The organism is Staphylococcus sp. IVB6181, assembly GCF_025561445.1.
Classification (GTDB): domain Bacteria; phylum Bacillota; class Bacilli; order Staphylococcales; family Staphylococcaceae; genus Staphylococcus; species Staphylococcus simulans_B.
The window spans coordinates 2,546,218-2,566,437 of sequence record NZ_CP095096.1 but is presented as its reverse complement, the minus strand read 5'-3'; the positions used below and the strand labels follow the sequence as shown (position 1 = coordinate 2,566,437).

Here is a 20,220-nt window from a genome sequence, read left to right as displayed (position 1 = left end):
GTGAGATTAGACAAATATTTAAAAGTATCTCGTTTAATCAAACGCCGTACTTTAGCGAAAGAAGTCAGCGACCAAGGACGTGTGCAGGTCAACGGCAATACAGCTAAAGCAGGTACGGATGTCAAAATCGGTGATGAAATTGTCATTCGTTTCGGGCAACGTGTGATTACTATTCATGTCACTGGATTAAGCGAACATGCATCGAAAGAAAATGCGAAAGGCATGTATGAATTAGTAAAAGAAGAGCGTATTAATGAGAATGACTAAGGAGTGACGGACCATGAATAGAAAAGTAGAGCATATGGAAAACAGATATATTGAAAATGAAAACCGCAAGAAAAAGCAGCGCGAAATGAAAAAGCGCGTGGTTAAACGTCGTATTATGCTCTTTGCGGGAATTTTGCTCGCAATTATCATTGTCCTTTCTATTATGGTTATCTCTCAAACCAAAAGTAATGCAGATGATGCAAAAGAACGTAAAGCGAAAGAAGAAAAGTTCCAAAAACAACAAGATGAAGAAATTGCGTTGAAGGAACAGCTGAACAATTTGAATAACAAAGAATATATTGAGAAAGTCGCACGAGATGATTACTATTTAAGCAACGATGGAGAAGTGATATTCAAGCTTCCTGAAGATAAGAAAAAAGACAAAAAGTAGGATCATGCGTGTGTTAAAAATGATAAAATCATAATATCTCATTGAATTAACTGATATGCCATTGTTAAATTAAGACAACAAGCATATAATAGAGTTAAGTAAAATTGAAAGAAATCGGAGGATTTATTTAGGATATGTCAATCGAAGTAGGAAGCAAGCTTAAAGGGAAAGTCACTGGTATCAAGAAATTTGGTGCGTTTGTAGAATTGCCTGAAGGGAAAAGTGGCTTAGTTCACATCAGTGAAGTTGCAGACAATTATGTTGAAAATGTAGAGGATCACTTGTCTGTTGGAGATGAAGTAGAAGTTAAGGTACTATCTGTTGCTGACGACGGCAAGATTAGTCTTTCAATTAAAAAAGCGAAAGATCGTCCAAAAAGACAACATCATAGAGGCGGCGGCCATGGTCATGGCAAACCTGCGCACAACAAACCAGAGGACTTTGAAAAGAAATTAAGCAACTTCTTAAAAGATAGCGAAGAGAAAATGACGTCTATCAAACGCCAAGCTGAATCACGCCGCGGCGGAAGAGGTTCAAGACGATAATTCAACATACAGAAGATGACTGTTTCGCGATGGAACAGTCTTCTTTTATTTTTTCGTAATTTTAAAGATTCAATGTTTGGAATAATACACAATGTCAGCACAACAGCATTAAGCAAACCAATGAAGAGGTGCAGATATGAATATTTATACAGAAGGCTGGTCGGAAAACGGCCATCTAGTCGTAGCAGTTTCCACAGGTATAGATAGTATGGTGCTGCTGCAATTATTAATAACGAAATTACAACATACATATCGGCAAGTGACCGTCTTGCATGTCAATCATGGTTTGCGTGACGCTTCAGCGGAGGAAGAAGCCTTTTTGAGCCGTTATTGCACAACACATCATATCCCGCTTCGCGTACACCATCTAGACCTTTCTGCCTTAACAGAACAAGGCAAGAGTATTCAGCATGAAGCACGACAGCAGCGTTATGCGTGGTTTACAGAAGTCATCCAAGAGTTGAACGCAGATGTCTTAATGACAGCACATCATCAAGATGATCAGCTAGAGACCATTTTTTATCGTGTAATGACCGGAAGAACAACCAGAAGCCGTCTTGGGATGGAAGCAGTTGAACAAAGAGAAGGCTATCGTTTAGTACGTCCGCTGCTGAATGTCAGTAAAGCAGACATTCAAGCCTATCAAGCACAACACCAAGTGCCTTATTACGAAGATGCATCTAATCAAGATAATCATTATGTGCGTAATGATATCCGCAATCGTATCTTTCCGATGATTAATGAGAATCCTCAGTTGGATACAGAGCAGCTGCTGAAGCTCAAAGCTTGGCATGACGCACAATTCGATGAATTAAAACAAAACGCAGCAGCATTTCTTAAACAGCATACAGTTCAAACTGAGCATAGTATTTCTGTTGAACGCGCCGCATTTAATGCGTTGAACCATGCACAAAAAACAATTGTAATGGATGAATTGTTAGCAGGGTACACAAAAGCAGCGCCGATTTCAGAACATGCTTATGAAGCATGGTTTGCGCAAATTGAAAATTCTCAAGCACAAGCAGTAATTTATTCGTCAGATAAATGGAATATTCAAATTGTGTATGATAAATTTATAATAATGGGTTTCACAAAAGAAGCGTTATCAACACAACGGGTGCTACAACCAGGCAATTATGATTTTGGTACATATCAAATTATAGTTCATGATGAAATTGCGCATGAGGACTTCCCATTAGCAATACGAACCAGACAACCTGGAGACCGCTTTGTATTGCCCAACTTAGAAGGCCATCAGAAAGTCAATCGCTTGATGATCAACCGCAAAGTTCCGAAATACGAACGTGAGCGGTTGCCCATATTGCTGAATAAACAAGGGGAGATTATCGCAGTGGGTACATTGTACACTGCACCGAAATACGAAGGGAAATTAGAGATAATAAAAATAGGAGTGTAGCCGAAAATGAAGGACGATTTAAAAGAAGTACTAATGACAGAAGATGAGATTCAACAGATTTGTCGTGAATTAGGTGCAAAAATCACAGAGGACTATGCGGATAAAAATCTTGTTTGTATAGGTATCTTAAAAGGTTCAGCAATGTTCATGTCGGATTTAATCAAGCGTATTGATACACATCTTTCCATTGATTTTATGGATGTATCAAGTTATCACGGCGGAACAGAATCAACAGGAGAAGTTAAAATTTTAAAAGATTTAGGCGGTTCAATCGAAAATAAAGATGTATTGATTGTCGAAGATATTCTTGAAACAGGTACAACTTTGAAATCGATTACTGAATTGTTAAAATCACGTCGTGTGAATTCGTTAGAAATCGTAACGTTATTAGATAAACCTAACCGCCGTAAAGCAGACATTGAAGCAAAATATGTCGGCCGCAAAATTCCAGATGAATTTGTGGTAGGTTATGGTTTGGATTATGCAGAGTATTATCGTAATCTTCCGTACATCGGAACGTTGAAACCGGAAGTTTACCAAAACAAATAAACATTCGAATAACATAGATGGCTTACTTTTTCTACAAAGTTGAAATACTAGCCATTAAAAGTTATATTGTGTTACAATTTTTGTTAGTTTTATTATTGGAGTAGGAGGAAAAAACGCATGCAGAAAGCTTTTCGCAATGTGCTTGTAATCGCAATCATTGGCGTTTTTATATTCGGTTTATTTTCCTGGCTGAATGGTAACGGCAATATGCCGAAACAACTATCATATTCACAGTTCTTCGAAAAACTCGAAAAAGGCGATTTGAAATCATTAGAAATCCAGCCTGAGCAGAACGTTTATATGGTAACTGGAAAGACCAAGAACGGTGAAGATTATTCTTCAACGATGTTATATAATAACGAAAAAGACTTGCAGAAAGTCACAGATGAAGCACAAAAACAAAAAGATTTAAAATTTACAGTTAAAGAAGAAGAAAAACAAAGTGTATTTGTAAGTATTCTTTCAACGTTGATTCCAGTATTGGTTATTGCTTTATTATTCATATTCTTCCTTAGTCAAGCACAAGGCGGCGGAGGCGGCGGACGTATGATGAACTTTGGTAAATCCAAAGCGAAGATGTACGACAACCAAAAACGCCGTGTACGTTTCTCTGACGTAGCCGGTGCAGATGAGGAAAAACAAGAATTAATCGAAATTGTCGACTTCTTGAAAGATAATAAGAAATTTAAGGAAATGGGATCAAGAATCCCTAAAGGGGTACTCTTAGTGGGTCCTCCAGGTACAGGTAAAACATTGCTTGCCCGTGCTGTAGCTGGTGAAGCGGGTGTACCGTTCTTCACTATCAGCGGTTCTGACTTCGTAGAAATGTTCGTTGGTGTCGGTGCCAGCCGTGTCCGCGACTTATTCGAAAATGCGAAGAAAAACGCACCTTGTATCATCTTTATTGATGAGATTGACGCAGTGGGTCGTCAACGTGGTGCCGGTGTCGGCGGCGGTCACGATGAACGTGAACAAACGCTGAACCAATTATTAGTTGAAATGGATGGCTTCGGCGAAAACGAAGGCATTATCATGATTGCGGCAACAAACCGTCCTGATATCCTTGATCCAGCCTTACTTCGTCCAGGTCGTTTCGACCGTCAAATTCAAGTGGGTCGTCCGGATGTTAAAGGCCGTGAAGCGATTCTTTACGTACATGCCAGAAACAAACCGCTTGATGAAACAGTAGACTTAAAAGCGATTGCGCAAAGAACACCAGGTTTCTCTGGTGCCGATTTAGAAAACTTGCTGAATGAAGCGTCATTAATTGCAGTGCGCGACGGCAAGAAGAAAATCGATATGCGAGATATTGAAGAAGCAACTGACCGTGTTATCGCAGGTCCGGCTAAGAAATCTCGTGTTATTTCTGAAAAAGAACGCAATATCGTTGCACACCACGAAGCAGGTCATACAATTATCGGTATGGTACTGGATGAAGCGGAAGTCGTACATAAAGTTACGATTGTACCGCGTGGTCAAGCAGGCGGCTATGCAATGATGCTGCCTAAGCAAGATCGCTTCTTAATGACAGAACCAGAATTGCTTGATAAGATTTGCGGATTGCTCGGTGGTCGTGTATCTGAAGATATCAACTTTAATGAAGTGTCTACAGGTGCTTCAAACGACTTCGAACGTGCAACACAAATTGCGCGCTCAATGGTAACTGAATACGGTATGAGTAAGAAACTCGGACCTATGCAGTTTACGAAGAGCGGCGGTCAAGTCTTCTTAGGTAAAGATATGCAAGGCGAACAGGAATACTCTGGTCAAATCGCATATGAAATCGATAAAGAAGTTCAACGTATCATCAAAGAACAATATGAACGTTGTAAACAAATCTTGCTTGAGCACGAAGATCAGCTTAAATTGATTGCGAAGACATTGTTAACAGAAGAAACATTGGTTCGCGAACAAATCCATTCATTATTCTACGAAGGCAAGTTGCCTAAAGTGAATTATGAAGATGCAAAAGTTGTGAAACAAGGCGGCGAAGAATTCCAAGAAGGCAAATTCGGAAAATCTTACGACGAAATCCTTGATGAAGTGCGCGAAGATGACAAGCAACACCAAGCAGAAGATGCTGAATTAGATGAACAAGAAAAACGTCAAAAAGAAGAAGAAGCACATCAAGATGGACACACTCATGCAGATGAATCATCTGAAGATGAAACAAAGCATGATAACCATGATGCTGATGATTCTGACAGACGTACTGACAAATAAGACAGTTCTATTGTCTGAAACTAAATAATGTAGTTTAAAATCTCTTTCTGCTATGATTAGGAATACGCAGAAAGAGATTTTTTAAGCTGAAATGAACATGCAGACGCAGTGAAAATAGAAATTTCAAAGTAAAAAGGAGTAGCTCAAATGACTCAAGATTATATAGTAAAAGCACTAGCATTTGATGGTGATATCCGAGCTTATGCAGCAGTCACTACCAATACAGTGCAAGAAGGACAAACAAGACATTACACATGGCCGACTGCTTCAGCAGCTTTAGGCCGTACGATGACTGCAACAGCTATGATGGGCGCAATGTTAAAAGGTGATCAGAAATTAACTGTAACAGTAGACGGACACGGACCAATCGGACGTATTGTCGCAGATGCTAATGCAAAAGGGGATATTCGTGCATATGTAACGAACCCGCAAACACACTTCCCGCTTAATGACCAAGGCAAATTGGATGTACGCCGTGCTGTAGGTACAGATGGTACTTTAACAGTAGTTAAAGATGTCGGTATGAAAGATTACTTCTCCGGATCTAGTCCGATTGTTTCAGGTGAATTGGGTGAAGACTTCACATATTATTATGCGACAAGTGAACAAGTTCCTTCATCAGTAGGACTAGGTGTATTAGTCAATCCGGATAATTCAATCAAAGCAGCAGGCGGCTTTATTATCCAAGTTATGCCGAATGCCAAAGAAGAAACAATCGAAAAAGTAGAACAGGCCATTACACACATGACACCTGTTTCTCAATTAATCGATCAAGGCTTGTCTCCCGAAGAATTGTTAATTGAAATTTTGGGAGAAGAGCATGTGAAATTCTTAGAAACAGCACCGGTAAGATTTGAATGCAACTGCAGTCATGAAAAATTCTTGAATGCGATTAAAGGATTAGGCGAAGCGGAAATCCAAAGCATGATTGATGAAGATCACGGGGCAGAAGCAGAATGTCATTTCTGCTGTTCGAAATATCATTACAGTGAAGCGGAACTTCAAGGTTTGATTGAAGAGCTGCAAGCAAAATAAATATTTTTTGAAGCTGGGGCATAAAAGGCTCCGGCTTTTTTGCTTTTTTCAGCTGATTTTTCAAAAGGTTTCTTTTTTACAAAATAGGAAATAATTAAGAGTAGAGACAATGAACTTGTAGAATGTCATACAAGTTTGATAAAATAACAATATCCGATGAGATAGATAAGGTTTAGTAGAAATAAAATCGCATATTTAAGTATCAGAATGGCGTTGTTTTTGGGGTGTAATGGATAACAAGGTTCTGGTAGCTTATTTAAATAACTTTCAAGAATAAAGGAGCGTTTTTTTATGGCAAAGAAACCTGTAGATAACATTACTCAAATTATTGGGGATACACCAGTTGTTAAATTAAACAATGTTGTACCTGAAGATGCAGCTGACATTTACGTTAAGTTAGAATATCAAAACCCAGGCGGCTCAGTTAAAGACCGTATCGCATTAGCAATGGTTGAACAAGCTGAGAAAGACGGCAAAATCAAACCGGGCGACACACTTGTTGAACCTACAAGCGGCAACACAGGTATCGGTTTAGCATTCGTTGCAGCAGCAAAAGGTTATAAAGCTGTATTTACAATGCCTGAAACAATGAGTCTTGAACGTCGCAACTTATTAAAAGCATACGGTGCAGAAGTTGTTTTAACACCGGGCTCAGAAGCGATGAAAGGCGCAATCATAAAAGCAAAAGAATTAAAAGAAAAATACGGTTACTATGAACCGCAGCAATTCGAAAACCCAGCTAACCCTCGTATTCACGAGTTAACAACTGGTCCTGAACTTGTAGAACAATTCGAAGGCCGTACAATCGATGCATTCTTAGCAGGTGTAGGTACTGGCGGTACTTTATCAGGCGCAGGCAAAGTATTGAAAGAAAAATACCCTGATATTGATATCGTAGCTATCGAACCTGAAGGCTCACCTGTATTAAGCGGCGGAGAACCAGGTCCTCATAAATTACAAGGTTTAGGTGCAGGCTTTGTTCCTGACACATTGAACACTGAAATTTATGATGAAGTAATTAAAGTAGGCAACGATATTGCGATGGAAACTGCACGCAAAGTTGCGAAAGAAGAAGGTATCTTAGCAGGTATTTCTTCTGGTGCTGCAATCCACGCTGCAATTCAAAAAGCAAAAGAATTAGGTAAAGGCAAAACAGTTGTAACTGTATTACCAAGTAATGGTGAACGTTACCTATCAACACCTTTATATTCTTTCGAAGAAAAATAATGAGATAGTATCACAACTGCCGGTTAAATTCCACGTTGAGGGATTGCACGGCAGTTTTTTTATTGATGGTCTTGATCGAACACTCGGGGTCGGTCATTAATCAAAAATTTGATATAATATAACACAGTTATGGTGAAAGGGAGATAGACATGGCACATACAAAAATAATGGGTATTTTAAATGTAACACCTGATTCATTTTCTGACGGCGGAAAATATAATTCTGTTGATGCGGCGGTTGAACGCGCTAAGGTTATGATGGATGAAGGTGCAGATATCATTGATATCGGCGGTGTTTCTACACGTCCGGGCCACAGCGAGGTAGAACTTGAAGATGAGTTGGAACGTGTGATTCCTGTAGTGAAAGCACTCTCTGAGCTGAATGTTCAATTGTCTGTCGACACTTTCCGCAGCGAAGTCGCAAAACAGGCATTAGAAGCTGGTGCTGCGATGATTAATGATCAATGGGCAGGCTTATACGACCCTAAAATGTTTGAGACTGTGGCACAATATGATGCTGAAATTGTATTGATGCATAACGGCGACGGCGAACGAGAAACGCCGATTATGGATGAAATGCTGGTCTATTTATTAAAACAAGCGCATAGAGCTGAAACAGCTGGTATTGCGACTGATAAAATCTGGTTGGATCCAGGCATCGGTTTTGCGAAAAGCAGAGCAGAAGAACGTGAAGTAATGGAAAGATTGGATGAATTAGTTGCGACGGAATATCCAGTCTTGCTGGCGACAAGCCGCAAACGTTTCATCAAAGAAATGATGGGGGAAGATGACGGACCAGGAGATCGAGATGAAATGACTGCAGCAACGACAGCTTATGGTGTCATGAAAGGTGTGCAAGCGGTGCGCGTACATAATGTGAAAATGAATGCCCGTATTGCGCACGGTATCGATTACTTAAAGGAGAATGAACGATGAAGGATCGTATATTTTTAAATGGTATGAGATTCTATGGTTATCATGGTGTCTTAGCAGCAGAAAATGAAATCGGACAAATCTTTGTAGTGGATGTCGAGCTGAAGACAGATTTAACGGCAGCAGGAGAATCAGATGATGTTATGGATACTGTGAATTACGCTGAAGTCTATGCTGATGTTAAGTCTGTGATGGAAGGGGAACCTAAAAAATTGCTCGAACATCTCGCAGCACTTATTGCAAAACGTATAAATTCACACTATAATCGGGTATTGGAAACTAAAGTGAGAATTACGAAAGAAACACCACCTATTCCAGGCCATTATGACGGAGTGGGAATAGAGATAACAAGGGTGAATCAAAATGACTGAAGTATTTTTAGGACTCGGCAGCAATGTCGGAGATAGAGAAGCACAATTAAAAGCAGCCATCGATTTGCTGGATGAACAGCAAGGTATAGAAGTTATCAAAGTTTCCTCATTTTATGAAACAGCACCTGTCGGATATGTGGATCAGCCTGACTTTTTGAATTTATGTATAAAAATAGAAACAGAACTATCGCCGCATGAAGTATTAGAACGCGGTTTAGCGATAGAACAGCAATTGCATCGTGTACGCAAAGAACGTTGGGGTCCGCGTACTTTAGATATTGATATATTATTATACGGCGATGAGATTATTGAAACAAAAGATTTGAGTATTCCGCATCCGCGAATGACAGAACGTGCTTTTGTCTTGATTCCACTGCAAGAGATTGCGCCGGACAAGGTAGAGCCGAGAACACAGAAAAAGATTAAAGAGATAACTGTTCCAGACGAAACTGTGAAGAAATTTCATTAAATGCGAGAGATAGATTGAGAGGTAATTATTATGTGGAAGATTGGAGATGTCGAAATCGACAACAGAGTCGTGCTTGCACCTATGGCGGGTGTATGCAACTCTGCATTCAGATTGACGGTTAAAGAGTTCGGCGCAGGCTTAGTATGTGCCGAAATGGTAAGCGACAAAGCCATTTTATTCAATAACCCGAAAACAATGAATATGTTGTATATCGATGAAAACGAGCGACCGTTATCATTGCAGATTTTCGGCGGTGAAAAGGAAAGTTTAGTTGAAGCGGCAGTTTATGTCGACCAGAATACGACAGCAGATATTATCGATATTAATATGGGCTGCCCTGTTAATAAGATTATCCGCTGCGAAGCCGGAGCAAGATGGCTGCTTGACCCTAATAAGATTTATGAGATGGTTTCAGCCGTTGTAGAGAGAGTAAACAAACCTGTGACATGCAAAATGCGTATCGGCTGGGACGAAGACCATATTTATGCAGTGGAGAATGCTAAAGCAGCAGAACGTGCCGGAGCATCAGCGATTTCGCTGCATGGCCGTACACGTGTCCAAATGTATGAAGGCAAAGCAGACTGGGATATTATCAGACAAGTGAAAGAAGCGGTAAATATTCCTGTTATCGGCAACGGAGATGTCACAAGTCCGGAACTTGCGGAAAAAATGCTGGAAGAAACAGGTGTAGATGCGGTAATGATCGGCCGCGAAGCTTTAGGCAATCCTTGGATGATTTATCGTACAGTGCATTATTTAGAGACTGGCGAGCTGATGGATGAACCTACAGTGAAAGAAAAAGTAGAAATTGCTTTATTACATTTGCGCCGACTAGTAGAATTAAAAGGTGAGAAGGTTGGCGTTATGGAAATGCGCAAGCATGCATCTTGGTATCTTAAAGGTGTGAAAGGTAACGGGAAAGCGCGTAAAGCATTGAATCAAGCCAACACTGAACAAGAAATGATTGATATACTGCAGGATTTCCAAAAAGAAGCCACTGCAGCTAAAGCAACTCAAGAAGCTTAAAGGAGAGATAACATGTCAGAAGAAATGAATGACCAAATGCAGGTCCGTCGTCAAAAATTACAAGAATTAATCGATTTAGGAATTGATCCTTTCGGCCAACGCTTTGATCGTACAGCAAGTGCGGCTGAATTACATGAAAAATGGGAAGAATTCTCTAAAGATGAATTAAAAGAAAAAGAAGATGAAAGCCATGTAGCGATTGCTGGCCGTTTAATGACAAAACGCGGTAAAGGTAAAGCAGGATTTGCGCATGTGCAAGATTTATCAGGACAAATCCAAATTTATGTACGTAAAGACCAAGTCGGAGAAGAACAATTCGATATTTGGAAAATGGCTGACCTTGGCGACATTATAGGTATCGAAGGGGTTATGTTCAAAACAAATACAGGTGAATTAAGCGTAAAAGCTAAATCATTCATCTTACTTACAAAATCATTACGTCCATTACCGGACAAATTCCATGGTCTTCAAGATATTGAACAACGTTATCGTCAACGTTATTTAGACTTGATTACTAACCAAGAAAGTACACAAACATTTATCAACCGCAGTAAAATCATTCAAGAAATGCGTAATTACTTAAACAGCAAAGGTTTCTTAGAAGTTGAAACGCCGATGATGCATCAAATTCCTGGCGGTGCAGCAGCACGTCCATTCGTAACACATCACAATGCGTTAGATGCGACACTTTATATGCGTATAGCAATCGAATTGCACTTAAAACGCTTGATTGTCGGCGGTTTAGAAAAAGTATATGAAATCGGACGTGTATTCCGTAACGAAGGTGTGTCAACTAGACATAACCCTGAGTTCACTATGATTGAATTATACGAAGCTTATGCAGACTTCCATGACATTATGGATATTACTGAGGGTACAATCCGTCATATTTCTAAAGCGGTATTAGGTACAGCAGTTGTACCTTACGGAGATTATGAAATCGACTTAGAATCTGACTGGAAACGTGTGCATATTGTAGATGCTGTTAAAGAAGCGACAGGTGTAAACTTCTATGATGTTAAATCTGACGATGAAGCACGTGCATTAGCAAAAGAACATGGTATCGAAATTACAGATCACATGACGTACGGTCATATTTTAAATGAATTCTTCGAACAAAAAGTAGAAGAAACTCTAATTCAACCTACATTCGTGTATGGTCACCCTATTGAAATTTCACCATTGGCTAAGAAAAATCCAGAAGATCCTCGTTTCACAGATCGCTTTGAATTATTCATTGTCGGTCGCGAACATGCGAATGCGTTCACTGAGTTGAATGATCCAATCGATCAAAGAGAACGTTTCGAAGCACAATTAAAAGAAAAAGAACAAGGTAATGACGAAGCGCATGAGATGGATGAAGATTACATCGAAGCACTTGAATACGGTATGCCTCCAACAGGCGGACTAGGTATCGGTATCGACAGATTAGTAATGTTGTTAACCAACTCACCATCTATTCGCGACGTATTATTATTCCCATACATGCGTCAAAAATAAGATCAGCAGCGATATTAAGATGAAATTAATATTGAAATCAAGAAGCAGGCAGCCTTTTAAACAGAAGGCCGCCTGCTTTTATAAGTGCGCTCGGCATGATTAGCAACTTGATGGTGAAAGTCCATTACAGGCTTGGCAGTAGGAACTGTTAGCGAAAGACAAGGGTGTCCATCGCGAGGTGGAATCTGAAGGAAGTCGGACGCAAACACTCGCATTGACGAATAGAAACATCATATCAAGGCTTATGCGAACGGATGAGTTTGCTTAACAAAACAAAGTCCGATACTGCCCGAATTCGTATGAGTAAATGATGCAATGACATGAGTGGAAAGTGGTTAATCTTACCCGAGGAGGTCTCATAAGCGATTCTTCGAATCGTAGTAACAACGAATTATGAGAAGTCAGCAGAAGTCATAGTAGGGAAAATGTACCGAAGGACTGAACAATATTAAATACAAAGTAAAGAATGGAGGTTATAGATTTACGAAGTACCGAAAACAATGCAAATTGGCAGTCTGTGGAAGATAAGTAGTGGAACGAAAAAGATAAGCAGATGTGTACAGTAAATCTTAGTTGATATGAAAGAAATGTATCGTGAGACTCCATCACTGATGGAACTTGTTGTAAGAAAGAACAACATAGAGAAAGCAATCAAGAAAGTTGTTAAAAATAATGGCTCTCCTGGAATCGATGGGATGAAGGTTAAAGAGTTACATGCTCACTTCAGAGAATTCTATCCACAGATAAAAGGAAAACTGCTTAACGGTACGTATAAACCGCAAGCAGTTAAGAAAGTAGCCATTCCAAAACCGAATGGCAAAAAGAGAATTCTTGGAATTCCCGTCGCAAGGGATAGAGTTATCCAACAAGCAATCAAACAAGTTATCGAACCGATGATAAATCGCCAGTTTTCGAAACATAGTCATGGGTTTAGACCAAATCATAGTACAGGTACTGCATTAAAACAATGTATCCAATACTATGAGGAGGGTTATCACACAGTCGTAGACTGTGACTTAAAACAATGTTTTGACACGTTGAACCATGACAAATTGATGTACTTGTTTGAACGCTTTATACAAGATAAAGCTATCTCTAAATTTATCCGCAAAAGTTTACAAAGCGGGTCTGCAGACCTGTCTGGCGAATACGCAGAAAGAAAGACAGACGCCCCTCAAGGTGGGGTTATATCTCCCTTGTTGTGTAATATCTATTTGCATGAGCTGGATAAAGAATTAGAGAAGCGCGGACATCGTTTTGTGAGATACGCAGATGACTTCGTCATCTTTGTTAAATCAAAACGTGCCGGACAACGTGTTATGGAGAGTATCACAAACTTTATCGAAAAGGACCTGAAATTAACAGTGAATAAAGATAAAAGTAAGGTAGGCTCTCCCACACGTTTAAAGTTCTTGAGTTGTCTGATAACGAAAATAAATGGCACTTGTCGTTTCAGACCCACTATGGAAGCAAAAAGAAATTTAAAAGCCAAATTAAAGTGGGTCACAAGAAGAAATAGACCTGGCACATTTACTGAACATTATAACAGGAATCAACGCGATTACTAGAGGTTGGATAAACTATTTTGGCAGAGGTTTTGTTAAAGGATTTATCCGCGAAATGCAAGAGTGGTTGAACCATCGAATCAGACAACTTATTTTAAAGCGATGGAAGAAGGTCAAAACAAAATACAAAATGCTTCGAAAATACGGATTAGACCACAATGGTGCCATGCGTATTGCGAACTCAAGAAAGAAGTATTGGAGGCTTTCCAAAACGCATGAGGTTCATCATGCGCTTACAACAAATAGACTCTACAAGTGGGGTCTAGTACCACTAGCCCGACTCGCAGAGTCTGCTTACGCAAGATATTGAACCGCCGTGTACGGAACCGTACGCACGGTGGTGTGAGAGGACGAGTATTCAATTAATGATTACTCTCCTACTCGATTGCATTGAAAAGCGGTAATATAGAGCGATCAGATGAGAGAGAGGCAGGAAATGTAAATAACTTTAAAAAAGTTTGAAAAACCACTTGCATTATTTTGAAAACCCTGTATAATTGTTAATTGTTCTACGAAATAAAGCAACGTTTTATGAGAGATTTTGTATGATTATAAAAGAATCAAAAAAATGATACATAAGTGTTGACAAAAGATTCATAAAGTAGTAATATTAAAGGGTCGTCAAAAAGAACGCGTTACACATTTGTAAAAAAGATTTTAACTGAGTGTAAAATTGACCATTGCAAATGTTAACGAAACAAGTTAAAATAATTTAAGTGAGTTATTGAAAACCACTTAAATAAATAAGTAATATATTGTCTGGCGACAATGGCAAAGAGGTCACACCTGTTCCCATGCCGAACACAGAAGTTAAGCTCTTTAGCGCCGATGGTAGTCGGACTCACGTTCCGCAAGAGTAGGACGTTGCCAGACAATATAATTCGGAGAATTAGCTCAGCTGGGAGAGCATCTGCCTTACAAGCAGAGGGTCGGCGGTTCGAATCCGTCATTCTCCACCATTTAGGAGCCGGCCTAGCTCAATTGGTAGAGCAACTGACTTGTAATCAGTAGGTTGGGGGTTCAAGTCCTCTGGCCGGCACCATCTTAAAGCTATGAGCCATTAGCTCAGTTGGTAGAGCATCTGACTTTTAATCAGAGGGTCAGAGGTTCGAATCCTCTATGGCTCATCAGTTTTCCAATTTTAATAATGCAGAAGTAGTTCAGCGGTAGAATACAACCTTGCCAAGGTTGGGGTCGCGGGTTCGAATCCCGTCTTCTGCTCCATTTTATTTTTATGTTGCCGGGGTGGCGGAACTGGCAGACGCACAGGACTTAAAATCCTGCGGTAAGTGATTACCGTACCGGTTCGATTCCGGTCCTCGGCACCATATATATTATAAAAATGCGCCCGTAGCTCAACTGGATAGAGCGTTTGACTACGGATCAAGAGGTTATGGGTTCGACTCCTATCGGGCGCGCCATTTTATATTTTTAATTACATTTTATATACGGGAAGTAGCTCAGCTTGGTAGAGCACTTGGTTTGGGACCAAGGGGTCGCAGGTTCGAATCCTGTCTTCCCGACTCTTATTTGAATAATGGGGGCTTAGCTCAGCTGGGAGAGCGCCTGCTTTGCACGCAGGAGGTCAGCGGTTCGATCCCGCTAGTCTCCACCATTAATATTTTTAAATGAACATTGAAAACTGAATGACAATATGTCAACGTTAATTCCAAAATTAACAAACGTTTTAAACGTTTTATAACAAATAGTTTTTATGAGCTAGTCAAACATCATAAATTTTTATGGAGAGTTTGATCCTGGCTCAGGATGAACGCTGGCGGCGTGCCTAATACATGCAAGTCGAGCGAACAGACGAGGAGCTTGCTCCTCTGACGTTAGCGGCGGACGGGTGAGTAACACGTGGGTAACCTACCTATAAGACTGGAATAACTCCGGGAAACCGGGGCTAATGCCGGATAATACATGAAACCGCATGGTTTCATGATGAAAGACGGTCTTGCTGTCACTTATAGATGGACCCGCGGCGTATTAGCTAGTTGGTAAGGTAACGGCTTACCAAGGCAACGATACGTAGCCGACCTGAGAGGGTGATCGGCCACACTGGAACTGAGACACGGTCCAGACTCCTACGGGAGGCAGCAGTAGGGAATCTTCCGCAATGGGCGAAAGCCTGACGGAGCAACGCCGCGTGAGTGATGAAGGTCTTCGGATCGTAAAACTCTGTTATTAGGGAAGAACAAGGATGTAAGTAACTGTGCATCCCTTGACGGTACCTAATCAGAAAGCCACGGCTAACTACGTGCCAGCAGCCGCGGTAATACGTAGGTGGCAAGCGTTATCCGGAATTATTGGGCGTAAAGCGCGCGTAGGCGGTTTCTTAAGTCTGATGTGAAAGCCCACGGCTCAACCGTGGAGGGTCATTGGAAACTGGGAAACTTGAGTGCAGAAGAGGAAAGTGGAATTCCATGTGTAGCGGTGAAATGCGCAGAGATATGGAGGAACACCAGTGGCGAAGGCGACTTTCTGGTCTGCAACTGACGCTGATGTGCGAAAGCGTGGGGATCAAACAGGATTAGATACCCTGGTAGTCCACGCCGTAAACGATGAGTGCTAAGTGTTAGGGGGTTTCCGCCCCTTAGTGCTGCAGCTAACGCATTAAGCACTCCGCCTGGGGAGTACGGCCGCAAGGCTGAAACTCAAAGGAATTGACGGGGACCCGCACAAGCGGTGGAGCATGTGGTTTAATTCGAAGCAACGCGAAGAACCTTACCAAATCTTGACATCCTTTGACAACTCTGGAGACAGAGCCTTCCCCTTCGGGGGACAAAGTGACAGGTGGTGCATGGTTGTCGTCAGCTCGTGTCGTGAGATGTTGGGTTAAGTCCCGCAACGAGCGCAACCCTTAAGCTTAGTTGCCAGCATTAAGTTGGGCACTCTAAGTTGACTGCCGGTGACAAACCGGAGGAAGGTGGGGATGACGTCAAATCATCATGCCCCTTATGATTTGGGCTACACACGTGCTACAATGGACGGTACAAAGGGCAGCGAACCCGCGAGGTCAAGCAAATCCCATAAAGCCGTTCTCAGTTCGGATTGTAGTCTGCAACTCGACTACATGAAGCTGGAATCGCTAGTAATCGTAGATCAGCATGCTACGGTGAATACGTTCCCGGGTCTTGTACACACCGCCCGTCACACCACGAGAGTTTGTAACACCCGAAGCCGGTGGAGTAACCTTTTAGGAACTAGCCGTCGAAGGTGGGACAAATGATTGGGGTGAAGTCGTAACAAGGTAGCCGTATCGGAAGGTGCGGCTGGATCACCTCCTTTCTAAGGATATATTCGGAACAGTTTCGTTAGAAACTGAAATAGGAATAACGTGACATATTGTATTCAGTTTTGAATGTTTATTGAAAACATTCATTGATTGTACATTGAAAACTAGATAAGTAAGTAAAAAATAGATTTTACCAAGCAAAACCGAGTGAATTAGAGTTTTAAAAGCTTTATTCATTTAAATGAATCGCTAGTAATCAATTGCCGATGGCAAACGATTACTCACAATATTAATAACGTGATTAAGTTATTAAGGGCGCACGGTGGATGCCTTGGCACTAGAAGCCGAAGAAGGACGTTACTAACGACGATATGCTTTGGGTAGCTGTAAGTAAGCGTTGATCCAGAGATTTCCGAATGGGGAAACCCAGCACAAGTTATGTTGTGTTATCGACATGTGAATACATAGCATGTCAGAAGGCAGACGCGGAGAACTGAAACATCTTAGTACCCGCAGGAAGAGAAAGAAAAATCGATTCCCTGAGTAGCGGCGAGCGAAACGGGAAGAGCCCAAACCTATGAGCTTGCTCATTGGGGTTGTAGGACACTCTATACGGAGTTACAAAGGAATAAATTAGACGAATCGTACTGGAAAGTTGAACCAGAGAAGGTAAGAGTCCTGTAGTCGAAAGTTTATTCTCTCTTGAGTGGATCCTGAGTACGACGGAGCACGTGAAATTCCGTCGGAATCCGGGAGGACCATCTCCCAAGGCTAAATACTCTCTAGTGACCGATAGTGAACCAGTACCGTGAGGGAAAGGTGAAAAGTACCCCGGAAGGGGAGTGAAAAAGAACTTGAAACCGTGTGCTTACAAGTAGTCAGAGCCCGTTAATGGGTGATGGCGTGCCTTTTGTAGAATGAACCGGCGAGTTACGATCTGATGCAAGGTTAAGCAGCAAATGTGGAGCCGCAGCGAAAGCGAGTCTGAATAGGGCGTTGAGTATTTGGTCGTAGACCCGAAACCAGGTGATCTACCCTTGGTCAGGTTGAAGTTCAGGTAACACTGAATGGAGGACCGAACCGACTTACGTTGAAAAGTGAGCGGATGAACTGAGGGTAGCGGAGAAATTCCAATCGAACCTGGAGATAGCTGGTTCTCTCCGAAATAGCTTTAGGGCTAGCCTCAAGTGATGATTGTTGGAGGTAGAGCACTGTTTGGACGAGGGGCCCCTCTCGGGTTACCGAATTCAGACAAACTCCGAATGCCAATCAATTTAACTTGGGAGTCAGAACGTGGGTGATAAGGTCCATGTTCGAAAGGGAAACAGCCCAGACCACCAGCTAAGGTCCCAAAATATATGTTAAGTGGCAAAGGATGTGGTATTGCCCAGACAACTAGGATGTTGGCTTAGAAGCAGCCATCATTTAAAGAGTGCGTAATAGCTCACTAGTCGAGTGACACTGCGCCGAAAATGTACCGGGGCTAAACATATTACCGAAGCTGTGGATTGTCCGTAGGACAATGGTAGGAGAGCGTTCTAAGGGCGTCGAAGCATGATCGCAAGGACATGTGGAGCGCTTAGAAGTGAGAATGCCGGTGTGAGTAGCGAAAGATGGGTGAGAATCCCATCCACCGATTGACTAAGGTTTCCAGAGGAAGGCTCGTCCGCTCTGGGTTAGTCGGGTCCTAAGCCGAGGCCGACAGGCGTAGGCGATGGATAACAGGTTGATATTCCTGTACCACCATTTATCGTTTTAAGCGATGGGGGGACACAGTAGGATAGGCGAAGCGTGCTGTTGGAGTGCACGTCCAAGCAGTGAGACTGAATGGTAGGCAAATCCGCCATTCTCAAGGTTGAGCTGTGATGGGGAGAGGAAACATGTTTTCCTCGAGTCGTTGATTTCACACTGTCGAGAAAAGCCTCTAGCTAGATAACTGGTGCCCGTACCGCAAACCGACACAGGTAGTCAAGATGAGAATTCTAAGGTGAGCGAGAGAACTCTCGTTAAGGAACTCGGCAAAATGACCCCGTAACTTCGGGAGAAGGGGTGCTCTTTAGGGTTCACGCTCTGAAGAGCCGCAGTGAATAGGCCCAAGCGACTGTTTATCAAAAACACAGGTCTCTGCTAAACCGTAAGGTGATGTATAGGGGCTGACGCCTGCCCGGTGCTGGAAGGTTAAGAGGAGTGGTTAGCTTCTGCGAAGCTACGAATCGAAGCCCCAGTAAACGGCGGCCGTAACTATAACGGTCCTAAGGTAGCGAAATTCCTTGTCGGGTAAGTTCCGACCCGCACGAAAGGCGTAACGATTTGGGCACTGTCTCAACGAGAGACTCGGTGAAATCATAGTACCTGTGAAGATGCAGGTTACCCGCGACAGGACGGAAAGACCCCGTGGAGCTTTACTGTAGCCTGATATTGAAATTCGGCACAGCTTGTACAGGATAGGTAGGAGCCTTAGAAGCGTGAGCGCCAGCTTACGCCGAGGCGCTGGTGGGATACTACCCTAGCTGTGTTGGATTTCTAACCCGCGCCATTGATCATGGCGGGAGACAGTGTCAGGCGGGCAGTTTGACTGGGGCGGTCGCCTCCTAAAGTGTAACGGAGGCGCTCAAAGGTTCCCTCAGAATGGTTGGAAATCATTCATAGAGTGTAAAGGCATAAGGGAGCTTGACTGCGAGACCTACAAGTCGAGCAGGGTCGAAAGACGGACTTAGTGATCCGGTGGTTCCGCATGGAAGGGCCATCGCTCAACGGATAAAAGCTACCCCGGGGATAACAGGCTTATCTCCCCCAAGAGTTCACATCGACGGGGAGGTTTGGCACCTCGATGTCGGCTCATCGCATCCTGGGGCTGTAGTCGGTCCCAAGGGTTGGGCTGTTCGCCCATTAAAGCGGTACGCGAGCTGGGTTCAGAACGTCGTGAGACAGTTCGGTCCCTATCCGTCGTGGGCGTAGGAAATTTGAGAGGAGCTGTCCTTAGTACGAGAGGACCGGGATGGACATACCTCTGGTGTACCAGTTGTCGTGCCAACGGCATAGCTGGGTAGCTATGTATGGACGGGATAAGTGCTGAAAGCATCTAAGCATGAAGCCCCCCTCAAGATGAGATTTCCCAACTTCGGTTATAAGATCCCTCAAAGATGATGAGGTTAATAGGTTCGGGGTGGAAGCATAGCGATATGTGGAGCTGACGAATACTAATCGATCGAAGACTTAATCAAATTTCAAGTTTTGATTGGTTGAATTGAAATTTACTTACTATCTAGTTTTGAATGTATAATACATTCCATTGTCTGGCGACAATGGCAAAGAGGTCACACCTGTTCCCATGCCGAACACAGAAGTTAAGCTCTTTAGCGCCGATGGTAGTCGGACTTACGTTCCGCAAGAGTAGGACGTTGCCAGGCAATTTCACTTATGTGACCGTTAGGTCATTTTTTTGTGAGAGAAATTGAAAAGAAT

At 42.2% G+C, this 20,220-nt stretch carries 13 protein-coding genes, 8 tRNA genes, 4 rRNA genes and 1 pseudogene; all 26 read left to right on the top strand.

The genetic code is table 11. The features are described 5' to 3' along the window. The 26 genes and pseudogenes from MUA90_RS12655 to rrf (MUA90_RS12525) all read left to right on the top strand — a co-directional run bounded on the left by MUA90_RS12655 (nt 1) and on the right by rrf (MUA90_RS12525) (nt 20,165). Nucleotides 1-267, top strand: coding sequence for an RNA-binding S4 domain-containing protein (locus MUA90_RS12655; protein WP_105994616.1), 267 nt, complete (start codon nt 1-3; stop codon nt 265-267). Between the two features lie 13 nt (nt 268-280). Then, complete coding sequence (locus MUA90_RS12650) at nt 281-658, top strand: FtsB family cell division protein (protein WP_114603997.1); 378 nt, start codon at nt 281-283, stop codon at nt 656-658. A 134-nt stretch (nt 659-792) separates the two neighbouring features. Then, on the top strand, nt 793-1,203 hold the full coding sequence (locus tag MUA90_RS12645) for a S1 domain-containing RNA-binding protein (RefSeq protein WP_105994618.1): 411 nt from the start codon (nt 793-795) through the stop codon (nt 1,201-1,203). A gap of 136 nt (nt 1,204-1,339) precedes the next feature. Beyond that, nucleotides 1,340-2,620: a tRNA lysidine(34) synthetase TilS gene (tilS, locus tag MUA90_RS12640; protein ID WP_262587283.1), complete on the top strand. Its 1,281-nt coding sequence runs from the start codon at nt 1,340-1,342 to the stop codon at nt 2,618-2,620. A 6-nt stretch (nt 2,621-2,626) separates the two neighbouring features. Then, complete coding sequence (hpt, locus tag MUA90_RS12635) at nt 2,627-3,169, top strand: hypoxanthine phosphoribosyltransferase (protein WP_262587281.1); 543 nt, start codon at nt 2,627-2,629, stop codon at nt 3,167-3,169. A 117-nt stretch (nt 3,170-3,286) separates the two neighbouring features. Then, complete coding sequence (gene ftsH / locus MUA90_RS12630) at nt 3,287-5,392, top strand: ATP-dependent zinc metalloprotease FtsH (protein ID WP_262587279.1); 2,106 nt, start codon at nt 3,287-3,289, stop codon at nt 5,390-5,392. A 147-nt stretch (nt 5,393-5,539) separates the two neighbouring features. Continuing rightward, the gene (hslO, locus tag MUA90_RS12625; protein WP_262587278.1) at nt 5,540-6,427 is read left to right on the top strand and encodes an Hsp33 family molecular chaperone HslO; all 888 of its coding nucleotides are present in this window, start codon (nt 5,540-5,542) and stop codon (nt 6,425-6,427) included. 291 nt (nt 6,428-6,718) lie between these two features. After that, nucleotides 6,719-7,654: a cysteine synthase A gene (cysK, locus tag MUA90_RS12620; RefSeq protein WP_262587277.1), complete on the top strand. Its 936-nt coding sequence runs from the start codon at nt 6,719-6,721 to the stop codon at nt 7,652-7,654. Nucleotides 7,655-7,803: 149 nt separating this feature from the next. After that, the gene (gene folP, locus MUA90_RS12615; protein WP_262587276.1) at nt 7,804-8,589 is read left to right on the top strand and encodes a dihydropteroate synthase; all 786 of its coding nucleotides are present in this window, start codon (nt 7,804-7,806) and stop codon (nt 8,587-8,589) included. Continuing rightward, complete coding sequence (folB, locus tag MUA90_RS12610) at nt 8,586-8,957, top strand: dihydroneopterin aldolase (protein ID WP_114603992.1); 372 nt, start codon at nt 8,586-8,588, stop codon at nt 8,955-8,957. Before folP ends, folB begins: the two co-directional genes overlap by 4 nt. After that, nucleotides 8,950-9,426, top strand: coding sequence for a 2-amino-4-hydroxy-6-hydroxymethyldihydropteridine diphosphokinase (gene folK, locus MUA90_RS12605; protein WP_114603991.1), 477 nt, complete (start codon nt 8,950-8,952; stop codon nt 9,424-9,426). Before folB ends, folK begins: the two co-directional genes overlap by 8 nt. 30 nt (nt 9,427-9,456) lie before the next feature. Further along, nucleotides 9,457-10,452 (top strand): tRNA dihydrouridine synthase DusB, encoded by a 996-nt coding sequence (dusB, locus tag MUA90_RS12600; protein WP_262587273.1) that lies wholly within the window; start codon nt 9,457-9,459, stop codon nt 10,450-10,452. A 12-nt stretch (nt 10,453-10,464) separates the two neighbouring features. Next, entirely contained in the window at nt 10,465-11,952 is a 1,488-nt protein-coding gene (lysS, locus tag MUA90_RS12595) for a lysine--tRNA ligase (protein ID WP_105994628.1), read from the top strand. Nucleotides 11,953-12,539: 587 nt separating this feature from the next. Then, nucleotides 12,540-13,827 (top strand): annotated as a pseudogene (ltrA, locus tag MUA90_RS12590) (group II intron reverse transcriptase/maturase). Nucleotides 13,828-14,275: 448 nt separating this feature from the next. Further along, nucleotides 14,276-14,390 (top strand): 5S ribosomal RNA (rrf, locus tag MUA90_RS12580). Between the two features lie 10 nt (nt 14,391-14,400). Further along, nucleotides 14,401-14,476 (top strand) — tRNA-Val (locus tag MUA90_RS12575). Nucleotides 14,477-14,483: 7 nt separating this feature from the next. Beyond that, nucleotides 14,484-14,559 (top strand) — tRNA-Thr (locus MUA90_RS12570). A gap of 12 nt (nt 14,560-14,571) precedes the next feature. Beyond that, nucleotides 14,572-14,644, top strand: a tRNA-Lys gene (locus MUA90_RS12565). A gap of 22 nt (nt 14,645-14,666) precedes the next feature. After that, nucleotides 14,667-14,741: transfer RNA gene (locus tag MUA90_RS12560), tRNA-Gly, on the top strand. 15 nt (nt 14,742-14,756) lie between these two features. Next, nucleotides 14,757-14,845 (top strand) — tRNA-Leu (locus tag MUA90_RS12555). Nucleotides 14,846-14,861: 16 nt separating this feature from the next. Next, nucleotides 14,862-14,938 (top strand) — tRNA-Arg (locus tag MUA90_RS12550). A 28-nt stretch (nt 14,939-14,966) separates the two neighbouring features. After that, nucleotides 14,967-15,040, top strand: a tRNA-Pro gene (locus tag MUA90_RS12545). Nucleotides 15,041-15,056: 16 nt separating this feature from the next. Further along, nucleotides 15,057-15,132: transfer RNA gene (locus MUA90_RS12540), tRNA-Ala, on the top strand. A gap of 124 nt (nt 15,133-15,256) precedes the next feature. Further along, nucleotides 15,257-16,808: ribosomal RNA gene (locus MUA90_RS12535) — 16S ribosomal RNA — on the top strand. 246 nt (nt 16,809-17,054) lie between these two features. Then, nucleotides 17,055-19,979, top strand: a 23S ribosomal RNA gene (locus tag MUA90_RS12530). A 71-nt stretch (nt 19,980-20,050) separates the two neighbouring features. Beyond that, nucleotides 20,051-20,165: ribosomal RNA gene (gene rrf / locus MUA90_RS12525) — 5S ribosomal RNA — on the top strand. Together the 16S, 23S and 5S rRNA genes with 8 tRNA genes alongside form the textbook arrangement of a ribosomal RNA operon. Nucleotides 20,166-20,220 lie beyond the last annotated feature (55 nt).